Annotated in this window: 9 protein-coding genes; 4 read left to right on the plus strand and 5 right to left on the minus strand. The window is 67.3% G+C overall.

Features of this window, described 5'->3' with window-relative positions; translation table 11 throughout:
- Window positions 1-3 precede the first annotated feature (3 nt).
- Together DU478_RS06210 and DU478_RS06215 are read right to left on the minus strand one after the other, a co-directional pair.
- Window positions 4-1,647, minus strand: a complete 1,644-nt coding sequence (locus DU478_RS06210) for a BCCT family transporter (RefSeq protein ID WP_114510068.1) — start codon at window positions 1,645-1,647, stop codon at window positions 4-6.
- A 112-nt stretch (window positions 1,648-1,759) separates the two neighbouring features.
- Window positions 1,760-4,225 carry a penicillin acylase family protein gene (locus DU478_RS06215; protein WP_114510069.1) on the minus strand — a complete coding sequence of 822 codons (2,466 nt, stop codon included), beginning with the start codon at window positions 4,223-4,225 and terminating at the stop codon, window positions 1,760-1,762.
- 83 nt (window positions 4,226-4,308) lie between these two features.
- Here DU478_RS06215 and DU478_RS06220 point away from each other — a divergent pair, with 83 nt between their 5' ends.
- Window positions 4,309-5,217: an NAD(P)-dependent oxidoreductase gene (locus tag DU478_RS06220; RefSeq protein WP_325048089.1), complete on the plus strand. Its 909-nt coding sequence runs from the start codon at window positions 4,309-4,311 to the stop codon at window positions 5,215-5,217.
- Between the two features lie 681 nt (window positions 5,218-5,898).
- Here DU478_RS06220 and DU478_RS06225 read toward each other — a convergent pair.
- Together DU478_RS06225 and DU478_RS06230 are read right to left on the minus strand one after the other, a co-directional pair.
- Window positions 5,899-7,233, minus strand: coding sequence for a sensor histidine kinase (locus DU478_RS06225; RefSeq protein WP_114510071.1), 1,335 nt, complete (start codon window positions 7,231-7,233; stop codon window positions 5,899-5,901).
- A complete protein-coding gene (locus DU478_RS06230; RefSeq protein ID WP_114510072.1) occupies window positions 7,230-7,901 on the minus strand; it encodes a winged helix-turn-helix domain-containing protein in 672 nt (223 codons plus the stop codon). The genes DU478_RS06225 and DU478_RS06230 overlap by 4 nt, the downstream gene beginning before the upstream one ends.
- 177 nt (window positions 7,902-8,078) lie before the next feature.
- Here DU478_RS06230 and DU478_RS06235 point away from each other — a divergent pair, with 177 nt between their 5' ends.
- The 3 genes from DU478_RS06235 to DU478_RS06245 all read left to right on the plus strand — a co-directional run bounded on the left by DU478_RS06235 (window position 8,079) and on the right by DU478_RS06245 (window position 11,734).
- Entirely contained in the window at window positions 8,079-9,197 is a 1,119-nt protein-coding gene (locus tag DU478_RS06235; RefSeq protein WP_114510073.1) for a Do family serine endopeptidase, read from the plus strand.
- 220 nt (window positions 9,198-9,417) lie between these two features.
- The gene (locus tag DU478_RS06240; protein ID WP_114510074.1) at window positions 9,418-10,491 is read left to right on the plus strand and encodes a hypothetical protein; all 1,074 of its coding nucleotides are present in this window, start codon (window positions 9,418-9,420) and stop codon (window positions 10,489-10,491) included.
- A 7-nt stretch (window positions 10,492-10,498) separates the two neighbouring features.
- Window positions 10,499-11,734, plus strand: a complete 1,236-nt coding sequence (locus tag DU478_RS06245) for a GNAT family N-acetyltransferase (RefSeq protein WP_114510075.1) — start codon at window positions 10,499-10,501, stop codon at window positions 11,732-11,734.
- Between the two features lie 6 nt (window positions 11,735-11,740).
- Here DU478_RS06245 and DU478_RS06250 read toward each other — a convergent pair whose 3' ends face one another.
- Window positions 11,741-12,718: a type I glyceraldehyde-3-phosphate dehydrogenase gene (locus DU478_RS06250; protein WP_114510076.1), complete on the minus strand. Its 978-nt coding sequence runs from the start codon at window positions 12,716-12,718 to the stop codon at window positions 11,741-11,743.
- Between the last annotated feature and the right edge of the window lie 2 nt (window positions 12,719-12,720).

The following is a 12,720-nucleotide window of genomic DNA, read 5'->3' on the forward strand; positions in this document are numbered from 1 at the left end:
CGCCTAGGACGCGCTGCCCTCTTCGGACCTGTCGGGTTCGAAGCAGTCCAGATCGGGCCGCGTGCCGATGCTGATATGGTCGATATCCTCGTTCGCGAGGCCGATGATCAGCGACGGGATCATCATGCTGACCAGCACGAAGATCGGCAGGCCGACCACGGTGATGACCTGTTGCAGAGCCGTCAGGCCAGCCTCGCCGGCAAGAATGATCAGCATCGCCGCCACCAGCCCTTCGGCCGCGCCCCAGAACACGCGCTGATGCACCGGTCCGGGGGTGGCGTTGCCGGTGCAGAGCATGTCGACCACCAGTGACGCCGAATCCGACGAGGTGGCGAAGAAGATCGCCACGATCACCACGGCAAAGCCCTGGATGAAGGTGGTCCAGGGAAGTTGCTCGAAAAAGGCGAACATGGCCAGCGGCACGCTTTCGGCCACCGCGTCGCTGATCGCCCCGGCCTGGTCGCCCATCGCCTCGCGCGCGGCGGCGCCGAGACCGTCGAACTCCATCGCCTGCCAGCCGAAGATCGCGAACCAGATCAGCGTGAAGAGCGACGGGGCCATCAGAACGCCGAAGACGAATTCCCGGATCGTGCGCCCGCGCGAGATGCGCGCCACGAAAAGCCCGATGAAGGGCGACCAAGTCACCGTCCAGGCCCAGTAGAACACCGTCCAGGATCCCTGCCAGCCCCAGTCGTCGTTGCCGGGGTTGTTGTTGGCCAGCATGTCGTTCCAGAAGGCCAGCCGCGGCAGGTTCTCGAAATAGAGCCCGAAGGTCTCCACGATGCCGCGCAGCAGGAACAGGGTGGACCCGCAGATCAGCACGAAGATCATCAGCGCCACCGCCATGCCGATGTTGAGGTTCGACAAGAGCTTCACGCCCTTGTCGAGCCCGACGACGATCGAGGTGACCGCGACGCCGGTCAGAACTGCGAGGATGCAGACCTGCACGAAGGCGCCGTCGCCGGTGCCGAAGAGCTCGTTCAGGCCGGCGGCGATCTGGCTGGACCCGAGGCCCAGCGACACCGCGACGCCGAAGAGGGTGCCAAGCACGGCGGCCACGTCGATGGTCTTGCCGATGGGGCCGTGGATGCGCTCGCGCAGCAGCGGGTAGAAGACCGACGACACCCGCACCGGCAGTTCGTAGCGGTTGATGAAATAGGCGAAGGCCAGACCCGGCAGGGTGAAGATCGTCCAGGTGTGCAGGCCCAGATGGTAGATCGCGATGGAGATGGCGTCCTTGGCCGCCTCTTCGCTGTAGGGTTCGATGCCGGGCAGGGGCGGGGTGGAGAAATGCGAGATCGGCTCGGCCACGCCCCAGAACATCAACACCGTGCCGATGCCGCCGGCAAAAAGCATGGTGAACCAGCTGAGGTTCGAATACTCGGGCCGCGATCCCTTGCGGCCCAGCCGGATGTGCCCGTGCCGCGACATCGCGACCCAAAGCAGGAAACCCAACCAGACGTTGACGCCAAGGATGAAGAACCAGCCCAGATTGGTGACGATCCAGGCACGGCCCGCCGCAAAGGCGTCGCCGATGGGGCCGGGGGCGATGACCAGCGCCAGCACGAACACCAGTGTCAGAGCGGCCGATGTAAAGAAAATCGCGGGATCGGTCCTCAGACCCAGTTTCCGAGCAAGTTCGTCCATCATGTCCCCCGTTGAATTCGTTAAGATATTCGGGGTTAACGCAACGTCGTTCCGCAATGTTCCGAGATTTCTGGCAACCTGGACGTGTGGGGCGTCGGGCAGGCGCGCAGCGTCAGTCGGTGGTCAGCCGTGTCACGCCCACCGCCGCCGCGCGCGCGAGGTCGATGTCCAGCGACATGGGAATGTACTCTCCGCGCCGCCAGAGTTCGCCCAGGTCGTCGTAGTGGCGCGACAGGAAATGACCCGATTGCCCGGTGGAATTGATGAAGACCGAACTGTCGGGATCGGCGAAGTCGTAGACGCCGCGATAGCCCGCCCCGTGCACGTTCTGGAACGGCATCGGGTCCTGTCCGCTGGTGCGCCCGCGTTGCAGCGTGTTGTCGCCGCCGCTGGTGCTTTGCCGGATGTTGACGAAGTAGCGCAGCACTGGCACCTCGCCCAGCACCGGATGGTCATGGGTGGCCTGGTGCGCATCGCCCCAGCGCAGGGATTCGAGCGCCGTGCCAAAATTTTCGCCGATCCAGACCAGCGCGTCGTCCAGCGCCAGCCGCGAGATGTCGGTGCAGCTCTCTTCCGCCGCCGAGCGGATGATGTCGCACCAGGCCGAGGCGCCGTCCACGTCGCGGAAGACGCGCTCGATGAACAGCGGCTCGACGTGGTCGAATTCATCCGCCAGCGGGCCGAGGTCGTCGCGGATCAGCCGGTCCTGCAGCGCCCGCAGCCAGGCGGCGTAGATCAGCGGCTCGGGCAGGTGCTCGTTCATCTCGCCGTTCCAGTTGGCCAGCAGGTCCAGCGCGCGCTGGCGCTGGCGTTCGGGCGTGCCTTCGGGCGCGGCCTCGCCGGTGAACCACAGATCGGCGCCGATCAGCGGCAGAAGCGACCGCGCCGTAAAGGACACGGTGTCGAGCTGCGCCTCGATGAAGCTGTCGCGCGTGTGCACCTCGCGGCCCTGCATCAGCCCCTGCCAGCGCATCACCCGCTGGCTGTCGCCCCATTCGAAGCTGACATGCATGGGGAATGGCCGGTCGACGACCTTGTTGTTGGTGTTGCCGACGATCCCGCCCGAGGGCGAGAGGAATTCGGGATTGGCGGAGAAGGGCAGCATGCCCTGCCAGCGGTTCGCCTCGATCCAGCCGGGGCTGGGCAGGCGGCCCTGGCTCTGATGCGCGGCGTCGCGGCGCGGCATGGCGCCGATGGTCTTGAGCGCAATGGTCTCGTTATCCGCCAGTGTCAGGTTCTGCGACGGCGCGACGTAGCCTTCGGAGAGCGCCAGCGCCTCTTCGACATCATGGGCATGCATCAGGCCGATGGCGGCGCTGATCGAGGTATCGCGCCCCGAGAGTGCCGTCCAGGCCAGCGACACGACATGGCCTTCGGGCGTGATGCTGGCAAGGTCGAAGCGGGTGCCCGGCAGGACCGGGCCGTTGTCGGTCCAGCGCAGGGTGATGGTGATCGGGGCCGCGTCCTTGATCTCGATGATCGACCGGCGGGTGCGAAACGCTTTGAACCCCTCGGGCGTGCGGTATTGCTCGGGATTGTCGGGGTTCAGTTCCTCGATGTAGAGGTCCTGGTCGTCGAGGTAGGACGAGGTGATGCCCCAGCCCAGATCCTCGGACCGGCCCAGCATGATCGCGGGAACGCCGGGGATGGTGCCGCCGATGACACCGCCGGAACTCAGTTGCAGCCGCGCGAGATACCAGATCGCGGGGGCGGTGAAGCCCAGGTGCGGATCGTTGGCCAGCAAGGTGCCGCCCGAGGCGGAGCGGGTGGGGTCGGCGGCCCAGGCGTTCGACGCGCCCGCCAGCCCGCGCCGCGGCACCGGCCAGAGGGCCGGACGGTCCTGCGCGGGCGTCGCGGCGGCAAAGCGGGCTCCGGCGGGAAAGAGCGCGCTGTATTCCGGCAGCGCGGCCAGGCCCTGGCCGGGAATGTCGGGCAGGATATCCGCCAGCCGGTCCTCGTCGGGGAGTTGCAGCGACGTGCGGGCGCGCAGCACCTCGTCGCCGAGGTGGCCCGATAGCTGCAGCGCCATGAGTTTGACGATGGCGATGGAATCCGCGGGCTGCCACGGTGCGATGGGCGCGTTGAACAGGAAGAATTCGGGCGCGCCGCGGCCAAGAGAGTCGGCGTTGATCTCGTCGATGCGGGCGTTGACGCCGCGGGCATAGGCATCGAGCGCATCGCGGGTGCGGGCATCCTGTGCCTCGACCGACTGTACCGCCAGCGGGTAAAGGTCGAGGCGGCGCAAGAGCTTGTCGGTCTCGACCGTGCGGGTGCCGAAGACCTCGGAGAGGCGGCCCTGCACGGTGCGGCGCAGCAGGGTCATCTGCCACAGACGGTCCTGCGCGTGAACGTAGCCCAGTCCGAAAAAGGCATCGCGGTCGGACTGCGCGAGGATATGCGGCACGTTGGAATTGTCGCGCACGATCTCGATATCGCCGGTGATGCCCGAGACCGCCAGCGCCTTATCGTAATCGGGCAGGGACCGCGAGCCCAGGTAATAGACCACCAGCACCGCCAGCAACGACAGCAGGATCGCCGCCGATGCGAGCCGCAGCAGCCATCTGAACAGGAAGCCCATTTTCGTCTCCGTCTCCCGCACTAGGTCCGGTGCAAAGGGCGTATCTCGGGATCGCGGCCTTGCCAAGGGGCGGACCGGCGGGAATAACGGGCGCAACGCAGCGAAAGAGGGAGAGAACGATGGCCAAGGTGGCATTTCTGGGATTGGGCGTGATGGGCTATCCGATGGCGGGGCATCTGGCCCGGCGCGGGCACGAGGTCACGGTCTACAACCGTACCGCCGCCAAGGCCGAGGCCTGGGTCGAAGAGCACGGCGGCGCCTGGGCGAAAACCCCGGCAGAGGCGGCGCGGGGCAAGGAATTCATCATGGCCTGCGTCGGCAACGACGACGATCTGCGCTCGGTCTGCACCGGCGAAGGCGGCGCTTTCGGGGGCATGGACCGTGGCGCGATCTTCGTCGATCACACCACCGTATCGGCCAAGGTCACGGCAGAGCTGTATTCCGAGGCCAAGACCTTGGGCCTGTCCTTTGTCGACGCACCGATCAGCGGCGGCCAGGCGGGGGCCGAGAACGCAGCCCTTTCGGTGATGTGCGGCGGGGATCAGCCGGCCTATGACATGGCCGAACCGGTGATCGACACCTATGCCAAGCTCTGCCGCCGCATCGGCGAAAGCGGTGCCGGGCAGATGACCAAGATGTGCAACCAGATCGCCATCGCCGGGCTGGTGCAGGGGCTCTCCGAAGCGCTGCATTTCGCCGAGAAGGCGGGGCTCGACGGCCGTGCGGTGGTCGAGGTGATCAGCCAGGGGGCCGCCGGGTCGTGGCAGATGTCGAACCGCTATGAAACGATGCTGGACGACCATTTCGATCACGGCTTCGCAGTCGACTGGATGCGAAAGGATCTTGGGATCTGCTTGCAGGCCGCCGACGAGGTGCAGGCCTCGCTGCCGGTCACGGCGCTGGTGGACCAGTTCTACAAGGACGTGCAGAAGCAGGGCGGCGGCCGGTGGGACACCTCGAGCCTTATCCGCCGCCTGCGCGCCTTGGGGTGAGCCGCGCCCGGAAAAGGCTCCGGGGGAGCCTTTTCAGCGGCGAACGCGGTTTTCGCAAGAAAACCGCCGGGGCAAGCCGCGCCCGGGCAAGGCTCCGGGGGAGCCTTTTCAGCGGCGAACGCGGTTTTCGCAAGAAAACCGCCGGGGCAGGCCGCGCCCGGGAAAGGCTCCGGGGGAGCCTTTTCAGCGGCGAACGCGGTTTTCGCAAGAAAACCGCCGGGGCAAGCCGCGCCCGGGAAAGGCTCCGGGGGAGCCTTTTCAGCGGCGAACGCGGTTTTCGCGAGGAAACCGCTGGGGTCAGGGAGAGTCGAGCCACCGTCGGGCCGCGGTGCGGCGATCCGGCTCTGCCGCTCAGCACTTTATACCAGCCAAATCCGGACGACTTGTCAGCGTCGTGCCAAGCCCAGCCAAATCGCCGTGCCGGGGGGCGGCCCGGCGATGGCGCGGCGGCGGCCAGGGGCCGCCTTGATTCCGCGCAGCGACGAGGTCCGAACCAACGAACAGAGGGGCGGCCCGACCCCTCGCGGCAGGTTTGGCGGCGTCAAACTCACCTTGCGGTCCGTGGATGCGCGGCACCGGCCTGGCACATGACCGGCGTGATGACGTGCCGCTGGTGAACAGTCGCGGGTCGACTACAACATGGCGCCTGTCTCTGACGGGGCATGGCATCGACCAATCGCCTTAGAACCGCAGCGACACCCGCAGCCCCGGCGCTTTGTCCGAAAGCTCCAGACGCGCCTCGTGCAGGGACGCGACCACCTCCACCAGGCTCAGACCCAGCCCGCTGCCCGGCGTGCCGCGGCTGCGGTCGAGCCGGTAGAGCCGTTGCAGCACCAGCCCGCGCTCTGGCTCGGGGATGCCGGGACCGGTATCGGCCACCCAAAGCACCGGATGCGGGCCGTTCGATGCGCCCAGGGTGATCGCCGTGCCGGAGGGCGTGTGGCGCATGGCATTCTCGATCAGGTTCGCCACCGCCTGGCCCAGCAGGTTGCGGTCGCCGGTCACCGGGATCGTGTCCGCGTCGGCAGGCAGGTCCAGCGTCAGGCTCTGGCCGTTCTCTGCCGCCGAGGGTTCGAAGACCTCGTGGAAGGTCCGGCAAAGCTGCGCGAGGTCCACCGTGGCAAAGCGTGAGCGGGGCGTGCCCGCCTCGACCTGCGCGATCTGCAGTAGGGCGTGGAAGACCGAGACGATATCCTCGAGCTCCGCCCGCGCCTCGGCCACCTTCTCCTGCGCCTCCGAATCCAGCGCGTGCCGTTCGGCCAGATCGTCCAGGTGCAGGGCGACGCGCTGGATCGGCGTCTTGAGGTCGTGCGCGATGTCCGAGGACACCTGACGCAGGGTCTCGACCGAGGCTTCCTGCGCGCGGGCCATCTGGTCGATCTTGCGGGCGATCTGCGCCAGATCCTCGCCCCAGCCGGGCGTGTCGCCGATCCGCGCCGACAGCGTGCCGGTGGTGAGCCGGTCGAGGTCGTCGCCGATCACCGCCACCTGCCGTGCCGATCGGCGGGCGAAGTAAAGACCGCCAGACACCGCGATCAGCACCGTGGGCAGCAGGCTCAGCGCCAGAATGTTCAGGAACACGCCGCGCAGGGCGTCGATCTCGGCCCGGCTGCGCGCGATGGTCAGCTGCCCGCCATAGAGCCGAGCGGTGAGCGCCAGGTAGCGCCCCGGCAGCCCGGCGCGATCCTCGCCCAGGCTCACGATGTGGTAGCCCTCGTCGTCGCGCGCGATGAAGGCGTTGCCGTAATGCTGGCGGTTGGCGGCGTAATAGCTCAGCACCAGCCGGTTCGGATCGGTCTCTGCCGCCTCGGCTTCGACCAGCTGCGCCAGCGCGGCACCGCTCGGGGCGGCGCGGAACCCGGTCATGTCCTGCCGCAGATCCTCGCGGATCGTGTCCTCGAAGGACCGCTGGGTGATCACGTAGCTGGTGGCGAGGCTCAGCAGGCTGACCACCGAGAAGAGCAGCACGAGGCCAAGCGCCAGCCGCAGCGGGGTGGAGCGCAGCAGGCGGCTCATCCGTCGATCCGGTAGCCCGCACCGCGCACGGTCTGGATCAGGTCCGGCTCGAAGGGTTTGTCGACCTTGGCGCGCAGCCGGCTGATATGCGTTTCGACCACGTTTGTCATCGGGTCGAAGGAAATGTCCCAGACCGATTCCAGCAACATGGTGCGGGTCTGCACGCGGCCCTTGCGGCGCAACAGGTGTTCGAGAATGGAGAATTCGCGCGGCAGCAGGTCGATCTCCTGCCCGCCGCGGGTCACCTTGCGTGTGATCAGGTTCATCTCGAGGTCTGCGGCGCGCAGGACGGTTTCCTGCTCCACCGCCTGCGGGCGGCGGGCAAGGGCGCTGACCCGGGCCGACAGTTCACCGAAGGCGAAGGGCTTGGTGAGGTAATCGTCGCCGCCGGCGTTCAGACCGTCGATGCGGTCGTCGACGCTGCCCAGCGAGGTCAGGAAGAGCACCGGCGTGCGGTTGCCGGCGGCGCGCAGGGTCTTGACCAGCGTCATGCCGTCGACCTCTGGCAGCATCCGGTCCACCACCATGACATCGTAGCCGCCGCCCGTGGCCTGCACCAGCCCGTCGCGGCCGTCGGTCACGAGATCGACCGTGTGGCCTTCTTCGCGCAGTCCGCGGGCGATGTAGCTGCCGGTGGTGGCGTCGTCTTCGACAACGAGAAGTTTCATTGGGACCGCAATCGCTGAATGGCGGGTGCAAGCCCGCGGAAGTGCACGGAACATGAGCCTTTTGGTCCGCCGTGTGAAGCTTCGTTGGTGTTAAAAATTTGTATAGGCCCGGCCAAGCGGCTGTGAGGCGCAGGCGTCAGATAGGCAGCATCGCAAGAGCAAAACAACGGAGTTTGCATGACCCTCAACGCTTCCACATCCCGCATCGCGGCCGTGGCCCTGGCCGCATCCGTGGCTACCACCGGCGGCCTGGCGCTGGCTCCCACCGCGGCCTTCGCCGTGCCCGAAGGCGGCTATGGCGACCTGGTCGAGCAGGTGTCACCCAGCGTCGTCTTCATCGAGGTGACCGGCAAGGCGTCGCCTGCGAATTTCGAAGGCGAGCTGCCGGAGAACATGCCCGAAGAGCTGCGCAGGCGCTTCGAGGACATGATGCCCGAACACGGCCAGCGCGGCGACCGCGCGCGCCAGGGTCTGGGCTCAGGCTTCATCGTGTCCGAAGACGGGCTGATCGTCACCAACGCGCACGTCGTGGCCGGTGCCGAAACCGTGACCGTCAAGCTGTCGGACGACCGCAGCTTCGAGGCCGAGGTGCTGGGCAGCGACCGGCTGACCGACCTCGCCGTCATCAAGGTCACTGCCGGTGAGCCTCTGCCGGCCGTGGCCTTCGGATCGTCGGACGACATGCGCGTCGGCGACGAGGTGATGGCGGTGGGCAACCCCTTCGGCCTTGGCGGCTCTGTCACCAGCGGGATCATCTCGGCCAAGTCGCGCAACATCAACGCCGGGCCCTACGATGACTTCATCCAGACCGACGCCGCCATCAACCGCGGCAATTCGGGCGGCCCTCTGTTCAACAACGATGGCGAGGTGATCGGCGTCAACACCGCGATCTTCTCGCCCGGCGGCGGGTCCGTGGGCATCGGCTTTGCCGTGCCGTCCGACCTGGTGCAGGAGGTCGTCGCCGACCTGAGCGACGATGGCGAGATCACCCGTGGCTGGCTGGGCGTCCAGATTCGGCCGATGTCGGACGAGATCGCGGACGTGCTGGGCTACGCCACCCCCCGCGGTGCGGTGGTCGAAATGGTCCAGCCCGACAGCCCCGCACAGGCCGCAGGCCTTGAAAACGGTGACATCATCCTAAGTTTTAACGGGACACAGATCGAAGACCTGCGCGATCTGACCCGTGCCGTCGCCGACACCGACCCCGAGGCCGAGGCCGACGTGGTGATTTGGCGCAAGGGTGAAGAAGTGACGAAATCCGTCACCGTCGGCACGCTCGATCAACAGGACGCGTAAGGCGCGAATTCCGCAGGTGAAGGTCCCCCCGAAGCTTGCGGGATCATCCTTTAGGGGATGCGCGGTCCGGTGTCGAAAGACGCCGGGCCGCTTTTTGTTTTATCCTTCGCCTGCTGTCGGCCTGCGACGCGGGCAGCGCGCCGCTAATCTGCCGCTTCTTCCTCAAAATTGCCCAAATGTCCGTTTAAGCGGGATGCAACCAGCTTTGACGGAGACCGCCATGCCCAGAGACACCGCCGAATCCCGGGTCGACTATATCGCCCGGTCCGCCGAAGACTTTTTCGGCCAGGAACTGGACGACATCTCGGCCCCCGGCGGCGAAAGCCGGTCGAGCTTCCGTCTGCATTTTCCCGACCGCACGGTGATCGCCACCCTGCGCCCGAACTTCCGCCGCACCCATCTCGAAGGCTATGTGCTGGGCCAGTTGTCGGAGCATTGCGACGACGTGCCCCGCGCGCTTGGCGTGGTCGAGGAAATCCTGTTTCAGGAAGACGTCGGCGGCCGCCGGCTCAACGTCGCCATCGCCGAGGTCGAGGGGATCGAGCAGCACGAGATGGCCCACGCGGCGGTGTCGTCGATCTTCCGTTTCCAGAGTGCCGCGCGCAAGACCGACTTGGCCGAGATGCTGCCGCACCTGGGCGACAATGCCGAATGGTACGAGAATTTCATCGGCGCGGTGGACGCGCTCGAACCCTACGGAGGCGGCATCCCCGACAGTTTCGACCCCTATGCGGTGCTGGATGCGCTGGACGTGCCGAAGACGCAGTTCATCAAGTGGGACTGCCGGTCGGGCAACGCGGCGCTCGGGGACGACGGGCGGCTGCGCTGGTTCGACTTCGAATATTCCGGCATCCGCCACGGCGCCGAGGATTTCGCCTGGCTCATCGGCGACGAGGCCTGGCCGATGGACCCGAGCGACATGGTCGATATCGTCATCGACGCCTTCGACCCCGAATGCGGCCACACCATGGACGCCTATTTCGAATACCTGTCGCATTACACCGTGTTTCACTGCATCCAGCGCTTCAAGCTGATCGTGAAAGAGGCGGAAAAGCGCGGCTGGCAGAAGAAAGAGAAGGTGCGCAAATACGACGATGCCGGGATACATCCGGATTTCGCCGCCCATATCTGCAAGGTCGGCGGGTATTTCGCGGCGCAATATCCGCTGACGTCCTGCCTGCGCGATCATTTCGAAGCGGCGGAAAAGAACTTCCGCACGCTATCTGAACGCGACGCGCGGCGCGAGGACAAGCGGATGAAGAAACTCAAGCGCCGCCGGGTGTTGCGGGCCTGAGCCGAGCATGCTGGACCAGTCCCCCGTGACCCAAGACGCCGCGGCGCGGAGCGCACCACAGCCCGTCGTCGACGTCATCGACGCCTACGAGGCCTTCGAGGCGCTGCGCCCGGCCTGGAACGCGCTCTTTGCCCGCGATCCCGAGGCGACGCTGTTCCTGTCCTGGGCCTGGCTGGCCGAGGGCCTGTCGGAAAACCCGCGCCGCTGGCGCATCTTCGTCGCGCGCAACCCGCACCAGCTTAGCCAGATCGTCGCCGTCCTTCCGCTGCGCCTGCGCGTGCACTGGAGCCGCGAGCGCGAGGAATTCACCACCGAATGCGACGCCGCCGGACGGCTGCTGCACAGCCTCTGGACCGGCCTGCTCTGCGATCCCGACTGGGAAGAGGCGGCCATGCCGGCGCTGGCGCGGGCGGTGGCGCAGACGCCCTGGACCGAGCTGTCGCTGCGCTATGTCCGCAGCACCCGCCGCGCCGAGGCATTCGCGGCGGCGTTCGATCCCGCGGAGTTCCGGCTGAGCTGGAAGACCTACACGGTCAACGCGGGCGCCACCGACAACCTTGTCGCGCCGCGCCTGGTGCTGCCGCTGAGCTTCGAGACCTGGCTGCAGACCGCGCCGTCGCGGGGCGTGCAGGACCTGATCCGCCGCACGCGGCGGCGTTATCTCGACAGCGGGCGCTGGACGCTCACCCGCAGCGATGCCGACACCCACGAGCGCGACCGCGAGGCGCTGCTGGCGCTTTGGGTGGCGGAACGCGGGGTGAAAAGCGGCTCTGACGAAGCGCAGGCGCTGGCCGAGGGGTTCCGCAGCCGCCTAGACCTGGCGCGCCGGCTGGGTTGCCTCGACCTGAGCGTCTTGTGGGACGGGGACACGCCGGTCGGCGCGGTTGCGCATCTGCTCGATCACGACATGGACCGGATGCACCTCTTGCTCATGGGCCGCGATCCCGGTGACGCGCCGGGCGCGCCCGAGCTGATCCTGATTCCCGAAAGCATCCGCTGGGGCATCGACCAGGGCTTCGACCGCTACGAGTTCGGGGCCGGGGACCAGCCGTGGAAATTCGCCTTTGGCGCGCAGCGCCGCGAGATGCGGTATTTTGCCCTGCGCCGCCGCGCCGCGCCGCGCGCCTTCGCGCTGGACCGGCTGTGCCTGCCGGATGCGGTGGAGCGGGTGGCCGAGATGGTGCGCATGGGCAAGACCGAGCGCGCGCAGCAGGGGCTCGACCAGCTCAAGCAGCTGGTCTGAGGACGCTCAGCCGCGTGCCGACATGCGCCGGGCCATGTCGATCATGCGCGCCGAAAAGCCGTATTCGTTGTCGTACCAGCCGAAGATGCGCAGCTGATCGCCTCTGGGCAGGGTTTCGGGCAGGGCGATGACCAGCGACTCGGGCCGGCCGCGCAGGTCCGTCGACACGCAGGGATCGTCGGTCCAGCCGATCACCTCCGATGCCTCGGCGAGCGCCCGGAGCGCGTCCTCCGCAGGTCCTGCGGGCGGCGACGACAGCCGCAGCGTCACGTCGATGGCCGAGACCGAGATCACCGGCACACGCACCGCCGCTCCCGTGACCCGTCCCGCGATGTCAGGCAGCACCAGGTCGATCAGGTGCGTGGCGCTGGTGGTGGTGGGCACCATTGACACCGCCCCGGCACGGCTGCGCGCGAAGGGCCCGCGCGGCGCGTCGACCATGGGCTGGCTGCCGGTGTAGCAATGCACCGTGGTCATGTGCCCCGACAGGATGCCGAAGCGGTCCTGCACGGCCCGCAGTAGCGGCGCGAGCGCGTTGGTGGTGCACGACGCGTTCGACACGATCCGTGCATCGCCCAGCGTGTCCTCGTTGGCGCCCAGCACGATCGTCCGCTCGGCCTCGTCGCAGGGGCCGGAGATGAGGACGCTGCGCGCGCCGGCCTTTAGCCCCTGTGCCGCATGGGCGCGGGTCTGGATCGTCCCGGTGCAGTCCATCAGCACATCGACTCCCGAGAGATCGAGATCGCCCAAGGCGCGCCTGCCGGTGAAGGGGATGCTCCGGTCGTCGATCCGCAGCATACCGGCCTCGGCGCGGACCCGGCCCGGGTAGGGGCCGAAGACGCTGTCGTACTGGAAGAGATAGGCACAGGTGGCGGGATCGGCGATGTCGTTGATCAGCGCCAATTCGATATCCGGATGGTGACGCAGCACCTGGCGCAGGACCGTGCGACCGATCCTGCCGAACCCGTTCAGCGCGATGCGCATGG

The organism is Thalassococcus profundi, assembly GCF_003344785.1.
Lineage (GTDB): Bacteria > Pseudomonadota > Alphaproteobacteria > Rhodobacterales > Rhodobacteraceae > Puniceibacterium > Puniceibacterium profundi.